This is a genomic window from Streptomyces sp. AC550_RSS872 (genome assembly GCF_019049285.1).
Classification (GTDB): Bacteria; Actinomycetota; Actinomycetes; order Streptomycetales; family Streptomycetaceae; genus Streptomyces.
The window spans coordinates 130,691-153,157 of record NZ_JAGMUL010000028.1 but is presented as its reverse complement, the minus strand read 5'-3'; the positions used below and the strand labels follow the sequence as shown (position 1 = coordinate 153,157).

Sequence of the window (22,467 nt, the reverse complement as noted above, 5' to 3'; positions counted from 1 at the left end):
CATCCCCTGCCAGTAGAAAAGGTGCCATGAACGAGGCACTGCACGGCCTCCTCGATCTGCTCGACCTGGAGCAGATCGAGGTGGACATCTTCCGCGGCCAGTCCCGCTCCGCCGTCGTCCCGCGCGTCTTCGGCGGTCAGGTCGCGGCCCAGGCGCTCGTCGCCGCCGGGCGCACGGTCCCCGCGGACCGGCCCGCGCACTCCCTCCACGCGTACTTCCTGCGCATGGGCGACCCGGGCGCGCCCATCGTCTACAACGTCGACCGCATGCGCGACGGCCGCTCCTTCACCACCCGGCGCGTCGTCGCCGTCCAGCACGGCAAGCCGATCTTCGCCCTGTCGGCCTCGTTCCAGGTGCACGAGGAGGGCATGGACCACCAGGCCCCCATGCCCCCCGCACCCGACCCGGCGACCCTCCCCACCTCCGAGGAGCGGCTGCGCGGTTACGACCACCTGGACGCGGACGTCGTCGAGCGGTTCCTGGAGGCACGCCAGGCGGTCGACCTGCGCTATGTCGACGAGCCGCCGTACGGCAGGTTCGGCGAGCCCCGCGAACCGCACTCCCAGGTCTGGTTCCGCACCAACGGCAAGCTGGCCGACGACCCCCTCCTGCACGTCGTCCTCGCCACCTATGTCTCCGACATGACCCTCCTCGACTCCGTCCTGCTCGCGCACGGCCGGGGCGGCTGGGCCGTCGGCGACGTGGTCGGCGCCTCGCTGGACCACGCGATGTGGTTCCACCGCCCGTTCCGCGCGGACGAATGGCTGCTGTACGACCAGGAGTCGCCGTCGGCCCATGGCGGGCGCGGCCTCGGTCAGGCCCGTATCTACACGCAGGACGGCCGGCTTGCGGTGTCGGTGATCCAGGAGGGCGTGGTCCGGGTCCCCCGGTGATGGGTGATGGCTGTCCGGCCTCCTGGCCGGACGGTCACCCCTACTCGACCAGGCCCGCCTCACGCAGCAGATACGCCGTCATCGGGTCGTAGTAGCGCGGGCTGACCACATGGTCGTCCAGCGGCACCACCACCTGGACGGTCCCCTCGGCCTCCGCCAGGAACAGCGCCGGGTCGTTGCAGTCCGCGTATCCGACGGAGTCCACGCCGTGCTGACCGGCGTAGCCCGCCCAGCCGTGGTCGGCGACGACCAGGTCCGGCAGCGGGCGGCCCGCGCGCTCAAGTCCCGTCAGGATGGCCTTCATCGGCTCGCCGGAGTGGGTGTGCCAGAGGGTGGCGCCGTGTTCCAGGACGGCCACGTCCGCGAACTGCATGACGTATCCCTCGTCCGTCTGGAGACCCTCGGGGATCACCACGATCTCGCAGCCCGCCGAACGCAGTGCCTGCGCCGTCGCGCGGTGCACGTCCAGCAGACCGCCCGGATGACCGGTCGCGAACAGCACCCGCTGCTGCCCGTCCGCCGCCTTGCGCAGCCGGGCCGCCATGCGCTCCAGCGCGGCCACCGTCAGCTCGGGATCGATGGTGTCCTGGCCGTGGCGGTGCTCGGCGTCGTCGTTCACCCCGACGCGCTCCGCCATCACCGCGAGGACGTCCTGTTCGTCGGTCCAGCGGTCGCCGAGCTCCAGTCCGAGCCAGTAGTGGCGGTCGCCGTTCGCCAGCTTGCGGTAGTGGGAGAGGTTGTTCTCGCGGGGAGTGGCGACGTCACCCGCGATACGGGTTCTGACGAGATGGTCGACGAGCTCGGCGCGGCTGGGTGTCCCGGGTATCGGCATGGCTCCCATTGTGAGGCAGACAACTGTGGGAACGCCCGCGTCCGGTCCGCGTGCGACGCGGGTCACTGTGCGGATGCCGCTCGGTGTGGATCACCCATCGCCGTGCCGCAGGGCGAACCACAACTCCATCCGTACGTCCGGGTCGTCCAGGTCCGTGCCGAGAAGCGCCGCGCAACGGGCGATCCGCTGGCGGACCGTGTTGCGGTGGACGGACAGGGCGACGGCCGTGCGGTCCCAACTGCCGTGCAGGGAGAGCCAGGTGCGCAGGGTCTCCGTGAGCGGGGCCGTGAGGGGCGCGAGGAGTGCGCGGGCGTGGGACTCCGCCTCGTCGGGGGCGAGCAGGTCCGTGAGGGCCGGGCGGTGGGTGCCGTGCCGGAACAGGGGCGTGCGGGTGGCCCGGGCGCGGGACAGGGCCCGGGCCGCCTGGATGTCGGCCGCCGGCCACTCCTCGGCGGCCGCGGGGGCGCTCACGCCCAGGGTCCAGCCGGGCTGCGGGGCCGGTTCGCGGTCCGCCGGGGCGAGGACGCGTACGACGTCCTGCGCGAGGTCGACCAGCGGGGAGCCGAGGGCCGCGCCCAGCGCCGAGGCCGCCACGGGGTCGCAGGGCTGGGTGTCGGGGCGGCCGTGCACCACCAGCCAGCGGTCCGCGCCGAGGAGCGGGGCCACCGTCCGCGGCTCGGCGCCCAGCAGCAGCCGTACGAGCGCCGACGAGCGGGCCGCTCCCGAGCCGCTCTGGTGCTCGCCGGTGAGCAGGGAGAGGAGCACGGCGGCGACGGAGGCGATGGTGTGGTCGCCGGGGTCCCGGTGCGGGGCGGCGACCCCGAGGGCGAAGCCCTGGCCGGCCCCGAGGGCGTAGGCGGCGAGGTGGGTGCCGGCGAGGGTGTCGGTGGCGGAGACGGGTGTCCCCGGACCCGAGGGACGTACGACCGCCGCGAGCTCGGACAACGCCCTGCTCACCGCCTCCTCCGGCCCTCGGCCCGCCTCCCCGACCACCGCCCCCTCCGGCCCGTACAGCACCGCCCGGCCGCCCACCCGCTGGGCCAGCTGCCGCAGGACCGCCCGGACCGGATCCGGGCGCGAGGCCGCCGCGGCCAGGCTCTGCTGGGCCTCGGTCACGCGGCGCAGTTCGGCGTGGCGGGCCTGGGCCATGAGCTGCCAGACCGCGCGGGCCACGCCCGAGAAGGTCGTCCGGGGCGGGACCTCCAGGAGCGGGAGGCCGTACGCGTCGCAGGCGGCGACCAGGGCGCGCGGCACCGTGTCGTGGACGGGGGCGAGCCCGAACCCCAGGGCCGCGCCGCCCGCCGCCACGATCCTCGACACGTAGTCGTCGAAGTACGTCCCCGAGCCCGCCGCCTCCGGGATGTGCACCCCGGCCGTCAGCAGCAGCTCGCCGCCCAGCAGATAGGGGTACGGATCGGCCATCTCCGAGGTGTGCGCCCAGTGCACGGACGTGTCCGCGTCCATGGGTCCGGCGATCCGGCGCAGGCCCAGGTCCTCGCGGGCCAGGAGCGCCGAGAGCGGTACGGGCGGGGTGGGCGGAACGGCAGGGTCCGGCATGTGGATGTTTCCTCCAGCTGCGCAACCTCAGATGGATGAAACGTACACTTCTCAGCCGCTTTCCGGCCACATAGTGTCGACGTCCGTCACCCCGCGACTCGAACCTTCGGTTGAACCGGTCTCCTACGGCCCGCTGTCTTCCCTCGCCGCGTACATCGCCGTCTCCTTGATGGCGAGGCCGGCCGACGCGGCCGTACTCGCCGCCTGGCGTGAGCGCCTCGCCGGGCGGGACCTCGAACTCGTGTCCGAAGCGGTGTCGGCTCCCCAGTAGAGTCGCAGGCAGAAGTACATACGCGACGAAGCGTAGGAAAGAAGGCATTTCACGATGACTGGCAACGAGACCCCCCGCGGCCCCGTCGACTCCTCCCGCATCCCGCGGTACGCCGGACCCGCCACCTTCGCCCGGCTGCCCCGCCTCGACGAGGTCGGCCGCGCCGATGTCGCCGTGGTCGGCGTGCCGTTCGACTCGGGGGTCTCGTACCGGCCGGGCGCCCGCTTCGGCGGCAACGCGATCCGTGAGGCGTCCCGGCTGCTGCGCCCGTACAACCCGGCGCAGGACGCCTCCCCGTTCGCCCTCGCCCAGGTGGCGGACGGCGGCGACATCGCCGTGAACCCCTTCAACATCAACGAGGCCGTCGAGACCGTCGAGGCCGCCGCCGACGAGCTGATCGGCACCGGCGCCCGCCTTATGACCCTGGGCGGCGACCACACCATCGCGCTGCCGCTGCTGCGCTCGGTCGCCAAGAAGCACGGCCCGGTCGCGCTGCTCCACTTCGACGCCCACCTCGACACCTGGGACACGTACTTCGGTGCCGAGTACACCCACGGCACGCCGTTCCGGCGCGCGGTCGAAGAGGGCATCCTCGACACCTCCGCCCTCTCCCACGTCGGCATCCGCGGCCCGCTGTACGGCAAGCAGGACCTCACCGACGACGAGAAGATGGGCTTCGGCATCGTCACCTCCGCCGACGTCTACCGGCGCGGCGCCGACGAGGTCGCCGACCAGCTGCGCCAGCGCATCGGCGACCGCCCCCTCTACATCTCCATCGACATCGACTGCCTCGACCCGGCCCACGCCCCCGGCACCGGCACGCCCGAGGCCGGCGGCATGACGTCGAGGGAGCTGCTGGAGATCCTGCGCGGTCTGGCCGGGTGCAACCTGGTCTCCGCCGATGTCGTCGAGGTGGCGCCCGCGTACGATCACGCCGAGATCACGTCGGTGGCCGCGTCCCACACGGCGTACGAACTGACCACGATCATGTCCCGCCAGATCGCGGCGGCCCGTGAGGAGAACGAGGGCAAGTGACCCACGACCACGACCTGGTGCTCCGCCCGACGGAGGAGCAGATCGCCGCCGCACTGAATCCTCCCGTCGGTCGAGGCGGCGGAGACCTGGTCGTGGAGACGCTGGCCGGGCTCGGCGCGACGACCGTCTTCGGGCTGCCCGGCCAGCACGCGCTCGGCATGTTCGACGCGCTACGGCGCTCCGACCTCAGGTACATCGGGCTGCGGGTGGAGAACAACGCCGGGTTCGCGGCGGACGCGTACGGCCGGATCACCGGTGAGGCGGCCCCGCTGCTGCTGTCGACGGGCCCGGGCGCGCTGACCTCGCTGGCCGCGCTCCAGGAGGCGGCGGCGGCCTCGGCGCCCGTGCTGGCGATCAGCAGCCAGATCCCGACGGCGGGGCTCGGCGGCGGCCGCCACGGCTATCTGCACGAACTCCCGGACCAGGCGGCGTCGTTCCGGGGCGTGGTGAAGTCGGTCCACACGGTCCGCAGCCAGTCGCAGATCCCCTCCGCCATCGAGGCGGCCTGGAAGTCGGCGCTGACCGCCCCGCACGGACCGGTGTGGGTGGAGATCCCGCAGGACGTACTGCTGGCCGAGACGTCGATCCCCGTCGTGACGGGCGGCGACGCCTTCCCGGACGAGCTGCCGCCGCGCCCCGAGCTGACGGCACTGGCCGCCCACCTGCTGTCCCACGCCGCCCGCCCGGCGATCATCGCGGGCGGGGGAGTAATCCGCTCCGACGCCTCGAAGAAGCTCCGTCAGCTGGCGGAGATGCTCCAGGCACCGGTCGTCACGACCCCCGGCGGCAAGGGCGCCTTCCCCTGGACGCACCCGCTGTCCCTCCAGTCCTGGATCGAGGACCGGCACACCACCGACTTCCTGGAGGACGCCGACGTACTCCTCGTCGTCGGCTCCGGCCTCGGCGAACTCTCCTCGAACTACCACACGTTCAAGCCGCGCGGCCGGGTCGTCCAGATCGAGGCCGACCTCGGCAAGCTGGAGTCCAACCACCCGGCGCTGGGCATCCACGCCGACGCCCGCCTCGCGCTCCAGGCGCTGCTGGAGACGGTGTCGGAACGGGAGGACGTCACGGCGCCGGAGCGGGTGCGTGAGGTCCTCGGGAAGGTGTCGGAGCGGATCGGCGCCCAGGAACTCACCCTGGAGCAGGACGTGTTGGCGGCAGTCCGGCGTGCTCTGCCCGCCGACTCCCCGTCCTTCTGGGACATGACGATCCTCGCCTACTGGGCCTGGTCGGCGTTCGACGCCCAGGGCCCCAACCACATGCACTCCGCCCAGGGCGCCGGCGGCCTCGGCTACGGCTTCCCCGCGGCGCTCGGCGCGGCCGCCGCGGACCCCACCCGGCCGGTGCTCGCGGTGTCCGGCGACGGAGGCGCCCTGTACTCGATCGCCGAGCTGGCCACGGCCCGCCAGTACGACCTGAACGTCACCTGGCTCATCGTCGACGACGGTGGCTACGGCATCCTGCGCGAGTACATGACGGACGCCTTCGGCGAGGCCACGGCGACCGAGCTGACCCGGCCGGACTATGCGGCGCTGGCGGAGTCGTTCGGCGTCCCCGGGATCCGTACGACCCCGGAGACGCTGGAGGCGGACCTGGCGAAGGCGCTTCAGACCTCCGGCCCGTCAGTGGTCGTCCTCCCGGCGGTGCTGCGGATGTTCGCGCCGACGCACCTCACGACATGACGACCCAGGAGCCCTGCTCAATCGTGCTGTGGTCGCGGTCGTAGCACGCGTCGTCCACCGCGCGGCCGGTCCACGGTGCCGCCATCGGGACGAGGGCGAGCGCCTGCCTGCATAGGTCGGGGGTGGTGTAGCCGGCGATGGTGACACGGCCCCGGTCGCCGTCGTCGGCGTGGGCCGGGGTGGCGATGACGAGGGCTGCCATGGTGAACGCGACGAGCGCGCTGATCTTCTTCATAGCCGTGTCAACGGCATCGGATCGGCGCGGGTCATTCCGCTGTACAGGTGGTGACCGCAGACGACCTCGTTGCGGCGCTCCTCGAAGGCGCTCGGCGGGTCAGCAGGACTTGGACAAGGTCAGGCTGGACGAGTTCCCGCCCAGAAAGCCGCTGTCGAAGGACTGGGAGCTTCCTGTGGTGTAGGTCCTCTTGTGCTTCTCCACGTCGTCCAGGAAGACCTTGAACGTCGCGGTGACGTTGCAGCCGTCGGTCTTCGTGTCGCGCACGGTGCCGTAGACCCTCTTGTAGTGGGTGGCCGCCGAAGTCGACTTCGTGCACGGGGTGTACGTCACCTGCCCCCAGCCCGTCGAGATCGTCTTGGCCCTGCTGCACGAGATGACGGTGTCGGCGGCGGCGGGCGCGGCGCCCAGGGCGGTCAGGCCCGTCGCCGCCAGGGCAGCGCTCGCGGTGAGTGCTGCCAGGCGCTGTGCGCTCTTCATCGGCGGTTCCCCGTTTCGTGTGTGCGACATGGTGGCCGCGCCCGTCAAAAGGCGCGGCCACCATGGTGTACGACCATCGGCGCGGAGCGAACCTGGAACCTTATAGGGCGGCGCCTACCAGATCGCCTCGACCCACTCCGGGTGGTCGATGAACGGGTTGCGGTTGTGCTGGTAGGAGTCGTAGATGACCTCGTTGCGGCGCTCCTCGAAGGCGCTCGGCGGGTCCGCCTCGTTCCACGCCTTGAGGACGGAGAGCTTGCCCATGAAGGGGTTGGAGTCGTTGCCGACCTTCTCGTTGGGCTCCAGGTCGGCCCAGCCGTCGTCACCCTCGTACCGCACGGCCATGTAGAGGATCATGCGGGCCACGTCGCCCCGGTCCGCGGCGCGGGGGGCGAAGGAGTCGGAGTCGACGGTGCTGCCGCCGCCGCCCGTGACTGCGCTGCCGCCGTTGTCGAAGTCCAGGTTGCCGCGGATGCTGTTGATCCGGACGTCGCAGGCGCGCAGGTGGTGCAGGTCCGTGCCGGGGCCGATCGCCTCGCCGAAGTCGCCGTGGGACTTGGCCCAGGTGTGCTCGCGGTTCCAGTCGCCGACGTCGCCGCCGTTGAGGGACTTGCTGCGGGACACACCGCTGTACAGCAGGATCACGTTGTTGCTGTTGTTCGGATCCTGGTCGGCGGCCTTCAGCGCGTTCCAGACCGCCGAGTACGAGATCTTCGTCTGGTCGCTGATGATCGTGTGCAGCGAGTCCTTCAGCGCCGTACCGGTCTTGCCGATCGCATCGGCGTAGTACGTGTCGTCGTACTCCGTCGTCGTCGCGGCGGCCGGGGAGGCCATGAGCGCCGGGGTGGTGAGGCCGACCAGGACGGCTGCCGTCGTCAGCGCCACGGACTTCCAGCGGCGGTGGCGTATGTGTGTCGCCAGCATGTGGGGTGTCCCATCTACGCGGGTTGAATGGAGGCGGCAAACGGGAGAGTGGCATGCACATGCGGTGGTGTCGAGGGCTTGCGCGTGTCCATTGGGTGACGGGAAACGGCAAATCGGGGCATGAGTGCGTTAGTTGACGCCGAAACGGCCCCCGGCCGGTGGGCCGGGGGCCGTTTGCGACCTCGGGGAACATCGGTACAGCGGTCGGCACCGAGAACGATCAAGGTCGGCCAGTACACCGGCTGGCGCTCCACTGAGGTTCACGGAAAGATCGCCGGGCGAGTACTGGGGGTGTCTACGGTCCGCTCGTGCCGGTGGAGCTTCTGACTGATGAGCAGGCCGAGGCGTACGGGAAGTTCGCCGAGTGGCCGACCCGACCCGAACCGAGCTGGAGCGGTTCTTCTTCCTGGGCGACGTCGACCGCGATCTGATCGCGCTGCGACGCTCTGCGCACCACCAGCTCGTTCGCCCTCCAGATGTGCACGGTGCGATACATCGGCCGGAGGCCGGGCGGCACGACACTGGCGTTCCCGTGGCCGGGCGCTATGTCGTCGGGCCGGTCTCCGGTGTTGTTCAGGCCGATTCGAGGATCGGGCGGATCTCGATGGTCTCCGGGGTGGGGAGGCTCTTGGCCAGTTCGAGGGCTTCCTCGCGGTCGGCCACCTCGATGATGAACCAGCCGCCGAGGGTCTCCTCTCCGGCCTGCGCGGGCCCGTCGGTCACCGCTGATGTCCCGTCGGCCTTTGTGCGCACCGTCGCCGGAGTGATGTGCTCGGTCTCCAGAGCCTCCCCGCCGACCAGTTTCCCGGCGGCGGCGAGGCTGCCGATCCAGCCTTCGTATTCCTTGCGATATGCGGCCCGGTCGACCTGGATCCGGCGGCGTGACTCGTCCGTCTCGAAGATCACGAGTGCGTATTTCAAGGATGCTCCTCTCCGGCCGCCGTACGGGCGACCCCTGCTGATGCTGTGTGAGATACAGCCTGGTCAGGTGGTGCTGTCCGCTGGGGCGACGCGGGCGAGTGCGCCGGTCTCCAGTGCGGTCCACAGGGCGCCGTCGGGGCCGACGGTGATTCCGTGCGGTTCGGAATGGGGAGTGGGCAGGTCGTGGACGGTGATGGAGTCGTCGGGGGCGATCATGCCGACGCGGTTGCCGCCCCATTCGGTGAACCATGCGGCGCCCTGTTCATCGACGGTGACGGCGTGCGGTCGGGCGGTGCGGTCGGGCAGGGGGAACTCGGTGATCTGCCCGTCGGGAGTGATCCGTCCGATCTGACCGGCGGCGATCTCGACGAACCACAGCGCGCCGTCACGGCCTGTGGCGATCCCCACCGGCCCCGCCGCCTCCGTCGGCAGGGGATGGATGGTGACCGCACCGTCCATGCCGATCCGGCCGAGGGCGTTCGCCTGGTTGAGGGTGAACCACATCCCGCCGTCGTTGCCTGCGGTGATCGCGGAGGGGAACGCGCCTGTGAGGGGGAGCGGGAACTCGGTGATGCGGCCGTCGGCGGTGATGCGGCCGATACGGTCGGATGCTGTCTCGGTGAACCACAGCGCGCCGTCGGGTCCCGTCGCGATGCCGAATGGTCCGCAGCCGGGTGTGGGCACGTCGAATTCGTCGATGACGCCGTCGGTGGTGATCCGCCCGATCCGGTCGGCCCGGTACTCGGTGAACCACAGCGCACCGTCGGGACCGGGTGTGATGACGGTCGGCCCGCAGGTGGGGTCGAGCTGATGGGTCGTCGGCTCCTCGCCGGGGACGAGCCGGCCGATCCGGCCGCTGTGGACGAGGGTGAACCACAGCGCGCCGTCCGTCCCCGTGGTGAGGGCGTAGGGTCCGGCCTCGCTGTCGGCCACCGCGTGCTCTTCGATGGATATCTGGGTCAAAGGGGCTTCCCCAAACCGTGCTCGGTGGCGATGCGTTCGATGTCGGCCGGGGCTCCGGCCATGATGGTGCGGGCGTGTTCGGTGACCAGATCGGCGGGCCAGTCCCACCACGCGGCGCGCAGCAGCCGCTCGGTGTCGGCGTCGGTGAAGCGTTGTCGGATCGGTCTGGCCGGGTTGCCGCCGACGATCGTGTAGGGCGGAACGTCGGCGGTGACCACGGCACCGGCCGCGATGATGGAGCCGTCGCCGATCCGCACGCCGGGCATGACGGTCGTCCGGTAACCGAACCAGACGTCGTTGCCGACGACCGTGTCGCCGCGGCTGGGCATGGCGGTGACGATGTCCAGAGTCTGTTCGGCCCACCGGCCGCCGAACATGGTGAACGGGTACGTGGACACCCCCATCGTCGGATGCTCGGCACCGGCCATCAGGAATGTGCTTCCCGAGGCGATCGCACAGTACTTGCCGATGATGAGACGCTCTGGCCCGTAGGCGTAGAGGACGTTGCGGTGCTCGAAGTCCGTGGCGCCGTTCGGATCGTCGTAGTAGGTGTACTCGCCCACGGCGATGTTCGGTGAGGTGACCAGCGGTTTGAGGAAGACCACGCGGTCGTGGGCGGGCAGCGGGTGAACGGTGGTCGGATCAGGTGACAAGGTCGAGGTCCTTTGCCGGTTTGCGGGATGTCGCACACGGTCCGGGCCGGGCGTTGCCGGGGCATGGCCCGGATTCGGCCTGATGCGGTGGGCCGTCAGGCGTTCTCGGGGCCGGGCGGGGTGACCCATTCGACGAACTGGACGATCACCCCGTTGGGGTCGGTGACCTGGAAGAGGCGTTCGCCCCAGGGTTCCTCGCGCAGCGGCATGGTGATCTCGACGCCCTCGGTGCGCAGTCGCTTCTCCTCGTGCGCGATGCCGGTGGTGGTGAAGGCGAGGATCAGGCCGGAGGCGTGCTGGTCGCGCTGGTCGGCCGGCAGCACCTCGGTGCCGCGGGCGAGCAGGACGATGTCCAGCGCGGCGTCGTCGCGCGACAGGGAGGCGAACCCATCGGCGGCGGCCTGCTCGATGTAGCCGAGGTGGGTGGTGAAGAACCGCTGGGACGCGGCGACATCGTCGACGGTGAGCGAGACGGTGGACGCGGTGATCTGCAAGGTGCCTCTCCTCAGTGGTTTCCGGGAGGTGGAGCGGGGGTGCCGGGTGGGCTCAGGTCAGTAGCCGCAGCGGCGCGGCAGAGCCTGGGCGAGGTTGTCGCGCTCGGCCAGCACCGGGTCGAGCGCGACGGGCGCGACCCGAAGGGCGACGGGCAGGGATTCGAGCATGAGTACGTCCGTTCTTCGCTCCGCAGGAAACTTGCGACGGACGTAAATTTATACTGACTCCATTGAGGGTGTCAACATAAAAATGCTACGAGGGTAAGATTTCTCCATGACTACCGACGCCACCTCGCCCGCGCCCCCCGTCGGCCTGCGGGAATCCAAGAAGCAGGAGACCCGTCAGCTCATCTCCGACGTCGCCACCGGCTTGTTCCTCGCCCAGGGTTTCGAGCGGACCACCATCGCCGAGATCGCCGCCGCCGCGCGGGTGGCGAAGAAGACGGTCACCAACTACTTCCCGCGCAAGGAGGACCTGGCCCTGGACCACCAGGACGCCTTCATCGCCACCCTGGCCGGTACGGTGACCAGCCGTCGGACCGGCGAGTCGGCCCTGTCGGCCCTGCATCACGCCTTCACCGAAGCGGCTGCGAACGCCGACCCGGTCGCCGGGTTCTCCGGCCCCGACTTCGCCGGCATGATCGCCGACAGCCCCACCCTCTCCGCCCGGCTGCGCGACCTGCACGACCTGCGCGAGGCCGCCTTGGCAGACGCCTTGGCCGATGCCACCGGCGCACTCCGCGGCGACATCGCCCCCCGGACCGCCGCCGCCCTGCTCGGCGCCGTACACCGCACCCTGTTCCAGCGCATCCAGGAACTCACCCTCATCGGCCAGGACAACGCCCAAATCTCCGCCACTGTCACCGCAGAGGCGGACAGTGCCTTCGGCCTGTTGGCGCCGTCGCTCGCCGACTACGCCGCAGCGTGAGCCAGGCGTCGCTCGTCGGCGTTCCGACGGTGCCCGGTCTGTGGCAGTCACCGAAACGGCAGTCCCGTCTCGTTGGGTCCAGCTGTCGGGCCAGTGCTTCAAGCAGGAGCACACCCCGACCGTGGAAGGGCCGACCGTCCATCACGTCGGTTCTCGGCCTTGGCCGACGCCGACGCCGCCTCCGGGCGTCGTGCTCGGTGTCGGCATCGGGTCGCTCGGCCTGCCCGCGTTGATCGTAGGGGGCGCCAAGTGACGTCAGACGTACGCCTGTTGCCGTGGGCCGGGACCGAGGGCAAGCCCTGCTACGTCGTAGGGGACGGCACCGGCCCTGTCTCCCGCCTGGCCGACACCGTCGAGAGCGTTCAGCTCGCCATGGCCGACGAACTCATCGAGCACGCGGCCGACATGCTCGCCGACCGCCGGGCGACGCCCGCGCAGCTCCGGTTCCTGGCGGCCCGGATGGGCGAGGCGCTGACCGGCGTCCGGCGCATCGCGAAGAGCCGCGGCGCGCGATTCTCCAGGCCGCCCAGCACGTCTGAGGCCGGCGCAAAGCCCGGGCAGGTCGGCCGAGATGGCGATGGCTGACATCGAACCCGTCATTCGGACAGTCGGCCGGCGCGCCGCCCGAGCGCCGCCTCCCTCGTGCAGACTGAGAGACGAATTGATGTCTTCGCGGCATTCGGGGGAAAATTGTTGCGAATCCATTTCACCAGCCGGGATCTGGAGTGCTTACGGATCGCCGACAGGCCGGACCCGCTCTGGGAGATCATCTGTAGTGTCTGCCGATTGCAGACCCGGGAGGGGCCGCAGGCCTTCGACCTGTGGCGGCGCAAGGTCCGGGACGGGCTGCGGCGCGGGGGAGTGCCTGGGCGGTCGGTCCGGGCGTTGGGCAGTCTGGTGCCGTACGCCGAGTACTTCCCGGACTTTCTCACGCCGAGCGGCGAGCGGCAGGACCATGCCCTGGAGGACGGAATCGACCGGGTGTTGGCGACGCCGCGCCGACAGCTGAACCACGAGATCGGGCTCGTGGCGGCGGGCGGGCGCACGCCCTTCGCGGGGCCGGCGCTGGCACGTGGCGAGCGGGAGGTCATGGTGCTGCTCGGCGGGTTGCTGCGGGTCTACCACGAAGCGTTCGTCGCCCCCGTATGGGAGGCGATGGAGACGGCGGTACGCGCGGATGTGAGCCGGCGTTCCCAGGCCCTGCTCACGGACGGGATCGCGGGCTTGCTGAACACGTTCCGCCCGATGGCGCGATGGCAGTCGCCCGTCCTGGAGGTCGACTACCCGGTCGACCGGGACCTGTACCTCGAAGGACGGGGCCTGCTGCTGATCCCCTCGTACTTCTGCTGGCGACGCCCGATCACCCTGGTGGACCGCTCGCTGCGACCGGTACTGGTCTACCCGGTGGAGAAGTCGGCGCCCCTGGTGTCCGCTGCCGGACAGGCTGAACTGTCCAGGCTGCTGGGCTCCACCAGGGCCGCCCTGCTCCAGGAGGCGGCCGCGCGTGCCTGGGGCTCCACCTCCCAACTGGCCGCGAAGGTCGGTATCTCGCTGCCCAGCGCCAGCCAGCAGTTGACGGTGCTCCGCGAGACCGGGCTGCTGTCCAGCCATCGGGACGGCAAGCACGTTCTGTATGCGGCGACACCGTTGGGGCGGCGGTTGCTGGGCGGTCGCTTTGGCTGAAGCCAAAGGGTCGTGCGCGCAGGTGACGTCCGGGCGAGGCTGCTGGTGCAGGCGCAGTCGCGGTCGCGGCTGCGGGCAAGCCACTACGGGGAGGCAACACATGCGCAAGTTCAGGATGGCTCTGGCGGGCGGGACCGCCGCGGTCGCCCTCGGGGCCGGGCTGCTGGCCGGCGCCGGACCGGCCGCGGCAGCCGCCTCCGGCGCGGACGGCGTCCAGGCGGCGGCGACCCGCTACGGCTGTCCCTCCGGGGCGGTGTGCATCTATCCGGGCCCGAGCTGGAACAACAACAAGCCGTCCCACACCTACTGGAGCGCGGGCGTCCACAAGCTCTACAACCAGTACGGGAAGCACCGCGTCTTCAACAACCAGACCGACGGCTGGACCGTGCAGATGTGCACGGGCGGCAACGGAACGGGTTGCGGGGACAAGATGGGGCCGGGCTGGTACATCGACCAGGACCTGACGCCGATCAACTCGATCTACATCAAGTCGTAGACCCGCGGACCGGTACGAAGCACCGGGACAGGGACCGGGACAGGGCCGGGCTTCTCCTCGCCGAGGGGCCCGGCCGTCGGACCAGGATCAGGACGGGGCCTGGCCCGCTGAGCCGTCCTCGGTGAGGACCAGCGGGTGGAGACCGATCTCCCGGGCGTCCGGAGCCGTGACCACGAACCGGACCGGACGCCGGTCCAGGGTCTCCACGAAGCCCGCCTCCGCGAGCGCCGACAGGACTGCGGGCTCCTGCTCCTGCCGGTGCATCAGGTCCAGGTCACGATGGTCGCGGGTCTGCTCGTCGACCAGGGCGTCGACGCCCCAGCCGCCGCCGATCCGGATGTCGCCGATCCAGATGTCGGCCCGCGCCTTCCGGAGCAAGGACAGGACCGAAAAGTCCGCCGTCAGCGGTCATCATCCGTACAACCTTTCATGCGCGCTCGTTGGTCAGAGGGACATGACCCACGGGAGAACGAGCAAGAGCGAGAAGGCAGGGCGCGTTTCCGGACGCGCGAGAGCGGGCGTCGCGGTCGGCGTGGGCGTGGGTGTCGTCATGGCGTCCATAGCCGGTGCCACCCCCGCCGCGGCGGCCCCTGCCCCCACCGTCAGCTGTACGTCCGCCAAGGCCGGACTCGCCGCCAAGCTGAAGAAGGACATCACCGCGGCCCTGGCCAACCGCAAGGGGACCATCGCGGTCGGCCTGTACGACCGTTCCACCAACACCACCTGTGCGCTCAGGGCTTCCAGCGCCTTCGACTCCGCCAGCGTCGTCAAGGTCACCGTGCTCGCCGCGCTGCTGTGGGACGCGAAGAAGCACAACCGGTACCTCACCGACCGTGAGACCTCCCTCGCCAAGGCCATGATCACCAAGTCGGACAACGCCGCGACCAGCACGCTCTGGAAGCAGCTCGGCCTGACGAAGATCAAGGGGTTCCTCAGTGCCGCCGGCATGACCCAGACCAAGCCCGGTGCGAACGGCTACTGGGGGCTGACCCAGATCACCGTCACCGACGAGCAGAAGCTGCTGAAGCTCGTCACGGCCAAGAACGCCATACTCAGCGACAACTCCCGCGCCTACATCCTGAAGCTGATGGGCCAGGTCGTCTCCTCGCAGCGCTGGGGCACCCCGTACGGAGTGCCGTCCGGCGTCACCGTCGCCGTCAAGAACGGCTGGCTGCAACGCGCCACCCAGGGCTGGCGGGTGCACAGCGTCGGCGCCTTCAAGGGGCGGGGCCATGACTATGTGATCACTGTGCTGACCCATGGCAACAGCACCATGAACCACGGCATCACGACCATCCAGGGCGTCGCCAAGGTCATCCACAAGGACCTGGCCGCGAGCTGAGCCTTAACGAGGCGTCCTACCTCGCGTCACCCACCCGCCCTACGGTGACCCCCGTGAACCCCGTGACCTCCATGCGCCTGAGAACCGTACTCGCCACCGCCGTCGCCGGCCTGGCGACGGCCACCTGCCTGACCGCCGCCGGCCCCGCGAACGCCCACGCCGACACCAATGCCGCCACCACGCCGGACAGCCACGCCTGTTCGCCCTCCGTCTCCATCGACCGCTTCTCCGACGCGCTCGACAAGACGACGTACGACGGCACCTTCGTCGGCAACTTCTCCGCCCTCGCCGTGGACCGCGACGGCTCGCTCGCGGCCGTCTCCGACCGTTCGGCCCTGTTCGGCCTGGACGGGAAGACGCTCGCGCCGAAGGCCGTCGTCCCGCTCGCCGACGAGAGCGGCGCAGCCCTCGACTCCGAGGGACTCGTCGTCGACCGGGACGGCACCCGGCTGATCTCCTCCGAGACCGAGCCCTCCGTACGCCGCTACTCCCGCGACGGCCGGATCCTCGACCGCCCCCCCGTGCCGGACGCCCTGAAGGTCGCCCCGGCCGGCCGCGCCGTCTCCAACGGCACCTTCGAGGGCCTGACCCTGCTCCCCGGCGGACGTACCCTGCTGGCCTCGATGGAGTACGCCCTCTCCGGCGACAGCACGGACATCGTCCGCTTCCAGACCTGGCGCAAGACCAAGGGCGGCCACGGCGGCGGTTTCCAGCTCGGCCGCCAGTACGCCTACCGCACCGACACCGGCCTCGGCGTCCCCGAGGTCCAGGCGACCCCCGACGGCCGCCTCCTCGTCCTGGAACGCGGCTTCACCGCGGGCGTCGGCAACACCGTCCGTCTCTACCTGGCCGACCCGCGCCATGCCACGGACACGAGCGGGGTCGAGAACCTCACCGGGCAGGACGGGGTACGGCTGATCAAGAAGACGCTGCTCGCCGACCTCGTGAACTGCCCGTCACTGGGAGCGACCGCCAAGCAGCCCCAGCCGAACCCGCTCCTCGACAACATCGAGGGCATGGCGATCACGGGCCGTACGGGCGATCGTCGCCTGAAGGTGCTGCTGGTCAGCGACGACAACCAGAACGCCGTACAGACGACCCGGTTCTACCGCCTGCGCGTACGGATCTGAGCGCACCGCCCCCGTTCATTGCGGCGGGATGAAATCGGCGCTCACCGGCGTTGGTGTCTTCCGGCAGATCAGGACGGACGGAGGGCACCCGCGTGGCAGCGCATCAGGGGGAGACCAAGGGCTGGGCGCGCAGGCTGGCCGGGTATGCGTGGCGGTACCCCAAGGACGTCGTCCTGGCCCTCGGCTCCTCCCTCGCCGGCATGGCCGTCATGGCCCTCGTCCCGCTGATCACCAAGGTGATCATCGACGACGTGATCGGCGACCACACCCGCGGCATGGCCCTCTGGGCCGGCCTGCTCATCGCCGCCGCGCTCGCCGTCTACGTCCTCACCTACATCCGCCGCTACTACGGCGGCCGCCTCGCCCTCGACGTCCAGCACGATCTGCGCACCGACATGTTCGGGACGATCACCCGGCTCGACGGGCGACGGCAGGACGAGCTGTCCACCGGGCAGGTCGTCGGGCGGGCCACCAGCGACCTCCAGCTGATCCAGGGCCTGCTCTTCATGCTCCCGATGACCATCGGGAACTTCGCGCTCTTCCTGATATCCCTGGTGGTCATGGCGTGGCTGTCCCTGCCGCTCACGCTGGTCGCCCTCGCGGTCGCCCCGGCCCTGTGGTGGATCGCCAAGCGCAGCCGGACCAAGCTGCACCCCTCCACCTGGTACGCCCAGGCTCAGGCCGCCGCCGTCGCGGGCGTGGTCGACGGCGCCGTCAGCGGCGTACGCGTGGTCAAGGGGTTCGGGCAGGAGGAGCAGGAGACCGGGAAGCTCAGGGACGTCAGCCGGCGGCTCTTCGCGGGGCGGCTGCGCACCATCCGGTTCAACTCGAAGTACACCCCGGCGCTCCAGGCCGTCCCCGCGCTCGGGCAGGTCGCCATGCTCGCGGTCGGCGGCTGGCTGGCGGTGCGCGGGCACATCACCCTGGGGACGTTCGTCGCCTTCTCCACCTACCTCGCTCAGCTGGTCGGCCCGGTGCGCATGCTCGCCATGATCCTCACGGTGGGACAGCAGGCCCGGGCGGGCACCGAGCGCGTCCTGGAGCTGATCGACACCGAGCCGTCGATCAAGGAGGGCACCAAGACGCTGCCCGCCGACGCGCCCGCGACCGTCGAGTTCGACGACGTGTCCTTCGGCTACGACGACTCCTCCGCCCCCGTCCTCGACGGCCTCAGCTTCGAGATCCGCCCCGGCGAGACCCTCGCCGTCGTCGGCTCCTCCGGCTCCGGCAAGTCCACCGTCTCCCTTCTCCTCCCGCGCTTCTACGACGCCACCCGCGGTGCCGTCCTCGTCGGCGGCCACGACGTCCGCGAGCTGACCTTCGACTCGCTGCGGGCCGCGATCGGGCTGGTGCCCGAGGACTCCTTCCTCTTCTCCGACACGGTCCGCAACAACATCGCGTACGGCCGCCCCGACGCGACCGACGAGGAGATCCGCACAGCCGCCCGCGCCGCCCAGGCGGACCGCTTCATCGCCGAGCTGCCCGAGGGCTACGACACCACGGTCGGCGAGCACGGCCTCACCCTCTCCGGCGGCCAGCGTCAGCGCGTCGCGCTCGCCCGCGCGATCCTCACCGACCCCCGCCTCCTCGTCCTCGACGACGCGACCTCGGCGGTGGACGCCCGCGTCGAGCACGAGATCCACGAGGCACTGAAACAGGTCATGGAGGGCCGGACGACGCTGCTGATCGCGCACCGGCGCTCCACCCTGGGCCTCGCCGACCGCATCGCCGTCCTCGACGACGGCCGCCTCGCCGACATCGGCACCCACGAGGAACTCCAGCAGCGGTCCGCCCTCTACCGCCGCCTCCTCACCGACCCCGACGAACTCGGCGGCGTCTCACCCGGCCATGCCCAGCCCGTCTGCCCCCAGGACGACACCTCCGTACGGGACGAACTGGACGCCGAGTTCGACGCCGAACGCGGGGTGACCCCGAGGCTGTGGACCGGCGACCGCGAGCCCAAGGACCCGGCGCTGACGGACTCCCCGGCGACCCCCGAGCTCCTCGCCCAGGTGGAGGCGCTGCCCCCGGCGACCGACACCCCCGACATCGACGAGGCCGGCGCCGTCCGGCCGGAGGAGTCGTACGGCCTGAAACGGCTGCTCCGAGGCTTCGGGCTGCCGCTCCTGATCAGCCTCGGCCTGGTGGCCATGGACGCCGGCATGGGCCTCCTGCTCCCCGTCCTGATCCGGCACGGCATCGACTCCGGTGTCACCCAGGCCGCCCTCGGCGCGGTCTGGGCGGCCTCCCTGCTCGCGCTGCTCGCGGTCACCGTCCAGTGGGTGGCGCAGATCGGCGAGACGCGGATGACCGGGCGGACCGGTGAGCGCGTCCTGTACTCCCTCCGGCTGAAGATCTTCGCCCAGCTCCAGCGGCTCGGACTCGACTACTACGAGCGGGAGTTGACCGGCCGGATCATGACCCGGATGACGACGGACGTCGACGCGCTGTCGACCTTCCTCCAGACGGGCCTGGTCACCGCCTTCGTCTCCGTCGTCACCTTCTTCGGCATCATGGTCGCCCTGCTGGTCCTCGACCTCCAGCTCGCGCTCGTCGTCTTCGCGACGCTGCCGCCGCTGATCGTCGCGACCTACTTCTTCCGCCGGGCGAGCGTGAAGGCGTACGAACTCGCCCGAGAACGCGTGTCGTTGGTCAACGCCGACCTCCAGGAGTCGGTGTCCGGGCTGCGGATCGTGCAGGCCTTCCGGCGCGAGCGGGACGGCGGTGCGCGGTTCGCCGAGCGCAGCGACAGCTACCGGCAGGCCCGCATCCGGGGGCAGTGGCTGATCTCGGTCTACTTCCCGTTCGTGCAGTTCCTGTCGTCGGGGGCCGCGGCGGCGGTGCTCATCGTGGGCGGGGCCCGGATCGAGGCGGCGACGCTGACGACCGGCGCGCTGGTGGCGTACCTGCTCTACATCGACCTGTTCTTCGCCCCGGTCCAGCAGCTCTCCCAGGTCTTCGACGGCTACCAGCAGGCCACGGTCTCGCTCGGCCGCATCCAGGAACTCCTCCAGGAGCCGACCTCGACGAAGGCGGCCGAGGAGCCGCTGGAGGTGCTGTCGCTGCGGGGCGAGGTGGCGTTCGAGGACGTGCACTTCACGTACGGGGCGGACGAGGAGGCGCTGAGCCAAGTCGACCTGCGCATCCCGGCCGGACAGACGGTCGCGTTCGTCGGCGAGACGGGTGCGGGCAAGTCGACCCTGGTCAAGCTGGTGGCACGCTTCTACGACCCGACCGGCGGCCGTGTCACCGTCGACGGCACGGACCTGCGCGCCCTGGACATCACGTCGTACCGCCACCGCCTCGGGGTCGTCCCGCAGGAGGCGTACCTCTTCCCGGGCACCGTCCGCGACGCCATCGCCTACGGCCGGCCGGGCGCCACCGACGCGGACGTGGAGGCGGCGGCCCGCGCGGTCGGCGCCCACGAGATGATCGCCACCCTCGACGGCGGCTACCTCCACGAGGTCGCCGAACGCGGCCGCAACCTCTCCGCCGGCCAGCGCCAGCTGATCGCCCTCGCCCGCGCCGAACTGGTCGACCCCGACATCCTGCTCCTCGACGAGGCGACCGCCGCCCTCGACCTGGCGACGGAGGCCCAGGTCAACCAGGCCACCGACCGCGTCGCCGGCCGCCGCACGACCCTCGTCGTCGCCCACCGCCTCACCACGGCCGCCCGAGCGGACCGGGTGGTCGTCATGGCCCACGGCCGGGTCGCCGAGGACGGTACGCACGAGGAGTTGCTGGCGCGGGGCGGGCGGTATGCGCAGTTGTGGCGGACTTTCGTCGGGGAGGCCGAGCCGGAGGAGCCCGCTCAGGTGGCCGGGTAGGGCCTCTGAGGTGTGTGCGTGACGGGCGTGCAACCATCCGGCATACGCCGTGCGTCCGTACACCAGTACGCTCATTGCCGGTGTACGGGGAGGACAATCAGGTGGACAGAGGTGCGATACGCCGACGGCTGGCCGTCGGTCTGGCGGTGCTGGCCGCGTCCGGACTGATCGCGGTCGCGGCTCCGACGCAGGCGCAGGCGGCGGCCCCCACGCGCTGCGAGGGCCGCAAGGTCAAGACGTTCCCGTTCTCCACAGGCACCCTGTACGTCTACAAGAAGCGCGGCCACGTCTGCGCGATCGTCCTCCCCCGGCACTCCGGGCGGCAGCAGACGATGAAGGTCAGCGTGCAGGCGTTCCGGGCCAAACCGGTGACCGACGAGGGCCTGTACACCCGCCGGGCCGGTCCGGTCACCGTCCATGCCGGGCAGCGGTGTGTGTGGGTGAAGGGCCGGGTGGGCAGCGGGTCGGTGAGCAAGGGCTGGATCCTGTGCTGACCGGCTGATGCGCGTCGCCCCCACCGAGCCACTTCCGGCCCCCGGCGAGCCTCCGCTTCCGGGAATTCTCCATCTTCCCTGGTGCGTGGGGGAGTTGCTCCGATAGCTTCCGCAGGCACATCTGACTCACAAGGGAGGGTGCATGCGGAAGGCGCTCAGATGGCTGCTGGCGCTCGGCGTGCTGATCGGCACGTTGGGCACGGCGGGAACGGCGGGCACCGCGGGGGCGGCCACCACCGCCCCGTCGGCGGCCACCACCGCCCCGTCGGCGGCCACCACCACCGACATCAAGGACCGGCTGCTCTCCATACCGGGGATGAGCCTGATCGAGGAGAAGCCGTACACCGGCTACCGCTTCTTCGTCCTCAACTACACCCAGCCGGTCGACCACCGGCACCCGTCCAAGGGAACGTTCCAGCAGCGCATCACCGTGCTGCACAAGGACGTCAGCCGGCCGACGGTCTTCTACACCAGCGGCTACGACGTCTCCACGACACCCAGCCGCCGCGAGCCGACCCAGATCGTGGACGGCAACCAGATATCCATGGAGTACCGCTTCTTCACCCCGTCCCGGCCCGACCCGGCCGACTGGACCAAGCTGGACATCTGGCAGGCGGCAAGCGACCAGCACCGCATCTTCCGGGCGCTGAAGAAGGTCTACGACAAGAACTGGATCTCCACGGGTGGCTCGAAGGGCGGCATGACCGCCACCTACTACGAGCGCTTCTACCCGAGGGACATGGACGGCGTCGTCGCCTACGTCGCCCCCAACGACGTGGTGAACCACGAGGACTCCGCCTACGACCGCTTCTTCGCGGGTGTCGGCACCAAGGAGTGCCGCGACCGGCTGAACGCCGTGCAGCGCGAGGCGCTGGTGCGCCGGGAGCCGCTGGAGAAGAAGTACGCGGCCCACGCCGCCGAGAACGGCTACACCTTCCGCACGATCGGCAGCCTGGACAAGGCGTACGAGGCGGTCGTCCTGGACTACGTCTGGGGCTTCTGGCAGTACAACCTGCTCCAGAACTGCGCCGATGACACCCTGATCCCGCCGGACGCGAAGAACGCGACGGACGACCAGATCTGGACGTCCATCGACACGGTCTCCGGCTTCTCGTTCTACACGGACCAGGGCCTGGAGCCGTACACGCCGTACTACTACCAGGCGGCCACCCAGCTCGGCGCGCCGGCGATCCACTTCCCGCACATCGAGAAGAAGTACCTCCGCTACGGCTACCAGCCCCCGCGGAACTTCGTCCCGAGCGACATCCCGACGAAGTTCCGGCCGGGTGCCATGCGCGACGTGGACACCTGGGTGAAGCACAACGCCCGCCAGATGCTCTTCGTCTACGGGCAGAACGACCCGTGGGGCGCCGAGCCGTTCCGCCTCGGCAAGGGCGCGAAGGACTCGTACGTGTTCACCGCCCCCGGCGCCAACCACGGCGCCCGCGTGGGCGGCCTGGTCGGCGACGAGAAGGCCCTCGCCACGGCCCGCATCCTGGCGTGGGCGGGCGTCCCGGCGACCGCCGTGAACCGGGCGGAGCCGCTGGCGAAGTACGACGCGCGGCTGGACGTGCACGACGTGGAGCGGGAGCCGACGCTGCGCCCGTAGCCCTGCGTCCGTACG

Annotated in this window: 23 protein-coding genes and 1 pseudogene; 14 read left to right on the top strand and 10 right to left on the bottom strand. The window is 70.7% G+C overall.

Annotated elements, in window-relative coordinates; all coding sequences use genetic code 11:
• Nucleotides 1-26: 26 nt before the first annotated feature.
• Nucleotides 27-893 (top strand): acyl-CoA thioesterase II, encoded by an 867-nt coding sequence (locus tag KUM44_RS14720; protein ID WP_217208306.1) that lies wholly within the window; start codon nt 27-29, stop codon nt 891-893.
• Nucleotides 894-933: 40 nt separating this feature from the next.
• On the opposite strand, the gene KUM44_RS14715 is transcribed toward KUM44_RS14720, so the two are convergent.
• Both KUM44_RS14715 and KUM44_RS14710 read right to left on the bottom strand, forming a co-directional pair.
• Nucleotides 934-1,725, bottom strand: a complete 792-nt coding sequence (locus tag KUM44_RS14715; RefSeq protein WP_217208305.1) for a phosphatase — start codon at nt 1,723-1,725, stop codon at nt 934-936.
• Between the two features lie 90 nt (nt 1,726-1,815).
• Entirely contained in the window at nt 1,816-3,282 is a 1,467-nt protein-coding gene (locus KUM44_RS14710; RefSeq protein WP_217208304.1) for a PucR family transcriptional regulator, read from the bottom strand.
• A gap of 73 nt (nt 3,283-3,355) precedes the next feature.
• Here KUM44_RS14710 and KUM44_RS14705 point away from each other — a divergent pair, with 73 nt between their 5' ends.
• From KUM44_RS14705 to KUM44_RS14695, 3 genes are read left to right on the top strand one after another with little or no spacing between them, the layout of a single operon-like run.
• On the top strand, nt 3,356-3,553 hold the full coding sequence (locus KUM44_RS14705) for a hypothetical protein (protein ID WP_374202039.1): 198 nt from the start codon (nt 3,356-3,358) through the stop codon (nt 3,551-3,553).
• Nucleotides 3,554-3,607: 54 nt separating this feature from the next.
• Nucleotides 3,608-4,588 (top strand): agmatinase, encoded by a 981-nt coding sequence (gene speB / locus KUM44_RS14700; RefSeq protein ID WP_217208303.1) that lies wholly within the window; start codon nt 3,608-3,610, stop codon nt 4,586-4,588.
• Nucleotides 4,585-6,273: a thiamine pyrophosphate-binding protein gene (locus KUM44_RS14695; protein WP_217208302.1), complete on the top strand. Its 1,689-nt coding sequence runs from the start codon at nt 4,585-4,587 to the stop codon at nt 6,271-6,273. Before speB ends, KUM44_RS14695 begins: the two co-directional genes overlap by 4 nt.
• On the opposite strand, the gene KUM44_RS14690 is transcribed toward KUM44_RS14695, so the two are convergent.
• The 3 genes from KUM44_RS14690 to KUM44_RS14680 form a co-directional block, all read right to left on the bottom strand.
• The gene (locus KUM44_RS14690) at nt 6,263-6,508 is read right to left on the bottom strand and encodes a hypothetical protein (RefSeq protein ID WP_217208301.1); all 246 of its coding nucleotides are present in this window, start codon (nt 6,506-6,508) and stop codon (nt 6,263-6,265) included. The genes KUM44_RS14695 and KUM44_RS14690 overlap by 11 nt on opposite strands.
• A gap of 99 nt (nt 6,509-6,607) precedes the next feature.
• Complete coding sequence (locus tag KUM44_RS14685; RefSeq protein ID WP_217208300.1) at nt 6,608-6,988, bottom strand: hypothetical protein; 381 nt, start codon at nt 6,986-6,988, stop codon at nt 6,608-6,610.
• Between the two features lie 114 nt (nt 6,989-7,102).
• Nucleotides 7,103-7,912: an endonuclease I family protein gene (locus tag KUM44_RS14680; RefSeq protein ID WP_217208299.1), complete on the bottom strand. Its 810-nt coding sequence runs from the start codon at nt 7,910-7,912 to the stop codon at nt 7,103-7,105.
• A 308-nt stretch (nt 7,913-8,220) separates the two neighbouring features.
• Here KUM44_RS14680 and KUM44_RS47555 point away from each other — a divergent pair.
• Nucleotides 8,221-8,451 (top strand): annotated as a pseudogene (locus KUM44_RS47555) (DUF4158 domain-containing protein); the annotation flags it as partial.
• 34 nt (nt 8,452-8,485) lie between these two features.
• Here the strand turns inward: KUM44_RS47555 and KUM44_RS14675 are convergent.
• The 4 genes from KUM44_RS14675 to KUM44_RS14660 form a co-directional block, all read right to left on the bottom strand.
• A complete protein-coding gene (locus KUM44_RS14675) occupies nt 8,486-8,833 on the bottom strand; it encodes a YciI family protein (RefSeq protein WP_217208298.1) in 348 nt (115 codons plus the stop codon).
• Between the two features lie 63 nt (nt 8,834-8,896).
• Entirely contained in the window at nt 8,897-9,796 is a 900-nt protein-coding gene (locus KUM44_RS14670) for a virginiamycin B lyase (RefSeq protein ID WP_217208297.1), read from the bottom strand.
• Nucleotides 9,793-10,449, bottom strand: coding sequence for a CatB-related O-acetyltransferase (locus tag KUM44_RS14665; protein WP_217208296.1), 657 nt, complete (start codon nt 10,447-10,449; stop codon nt 9,793-9,795). The genes KUM44_RS14670 and KUM44_RS14665 overlap by 4 nt, the downstream gene beginning before the upstream one ends.
• 95 nt (nt 10,450-10,544) lie before the next feature.
• Nucleotides 10,545-10,943 (bottom strand): VOC family protein, encoded by a 399-nt coding sequence (locus KUM44_RS14660; RefSeq protein WP_217208295.1) that lies wholly within the window; start codon nt 10,941-10,943, stop codon nt 10,545-10,547.
• A gap of 274 nt (nt 10,944-11,217) precedes the next feature.
• On the opposite strand from KUM44_RS14660, the gene KUM44_RS14655 reads away from it, so the two are divergent.
• The 4 genes from KUM44_RS14655 (at nt 11,218) to KUM44_RS14640 (ending at nt 14,050) form a co-directional block, all read left to right on the top strand.
• Nucleotides 11,218-11,871 carry a TetR/AcrR family transcriptional regulator gene (locus tag KUM44_RS14655; RefSeq protein WP_217208294.1) on the top strand — a complete coding sequence of 218 codons (654 nt, stop codon included), beginning with the start codon at nt 11,218-11,220 and terminating at the stop codon, nt 11,869-11,871.
• 249 nt (nt 11,872-12,120) lie between these two features.
• Complete coding sequence (locus KUM44_RS14650; protein WP_217208293.1) at nt 12,121-12,456, top strand: hypothetical protein; 336 nt, start codon at nt 12,121-12,123, stop codon at nt 12,454-12,456.
• A gap of 108 nt (nt 12,457-12,564) precedes the next feature.
• Nucleotides 12,565-13,554, top strand: coding sequence for a DUF5937 family protein (locus KUM44_RS14645; protein ID WP_254389515.1), 990 nt, complete (start codon nt 12,565-12,567; stop codon nt 13,552-13,554).
• 100 nt (nt 13,555-13,654) lie between these two features.
• On the top strand, nt 13,655-14,050 hold the full coding sequence (locus tag KUM44_RS14640; RefSeq protein ID WP_254389514.1) for a hypothetical protein: 396 nt from the start codon (nt 13,655-13,657) through the stop codon (nt 14,048-14,050).
• Between the two features lie 87 nt (nt 14,051-14,137).
• Here the strand turns inward: KUM44_RS14640 and KUM44_RS14635 are convergent, their stop codons facing one another.
• The gene (locus tag KUM44_RS14635) at nt 14,138-14,428 is read right to left on the bottom strand and encodes a nucleotidyltransferase domain-containing protein (RefSeq protein WP_374202038.1); all 291 of its coding nucleotides are present in this window, start codon (nt 14,426-14,428) and stop codon (nt 14,138-14,140) included.
• A gap of 172 nt (nt 14,429-14,600) precedes the next feature.
• Here KUM44_RS14635 and KUM44_RS14630 point away from each other — a divergent pair, with 172 nt between their 5' ends.
• The 5 genes from KUM44_RS14630 to KUM44_RS14610 all read left to right on the top strand — a co-directional run bounded on the left by KUM44_RS14630 (nt 14,601) and on the right by KUM44_RS14610 (nt 22,452).
• Entirely contained in the window at nt 14,601-15,392 is a 792-nt protein-coding gene (locus KUM44_RS14630; protein ID WP_254389513.1) for a serine hydrolase, read from the top strand.
• A gap of 71 nt (nt 15,393-15,463) precedes the next feature.
• Nucleotides 15,464-16,522 carry an esterase-like activity of phytase family protein gene (locus KUM44_RS14625; protein ID WP_217208375.1) on the top strand — a complete coding sequence of 353 codons (1,059 nt, stop codon included), beginning with the start codon at nt 15,464-15,466 and terminating at the stop codon, nt 16,520-16,522.
• A gap of 92 nt (nt 16,523-16,614) precedes the next feature.
• Entirely contained in the window at nt 16,615-20,349 is a 3,735-nt protein-coding gene (locus tag KUM44_RS14620) for an ABC transporter ATP-binding protein (protein WP_217208290.1), read from the top strand.
• 101 nt (nt 20,350-20,450) lie between these two features.
• On the top strand, nt 20,451-20,843 hold the full coding sequence (locus tag KUM44_RS14615; RefSeq protein ID WP_217208289.1) for a hypothetical protein: 393 nt from the start codon (nt 20,451-20,453) through the stop codon (nt 20,841-20,843).
• Nucleotides 20,844-20,985: 142 nt separating this feature from the next.
• Entirely contained in the window at nt 20,986-22,452 is a 1,467-nt protein-coding gene (locus KUM44_RS14610) for a S28 family serine protease (protein WP_217208288.1), read from the top strand.
• Nucleotides 22,453-22,467: the final 15 nt, after the last annotated feature.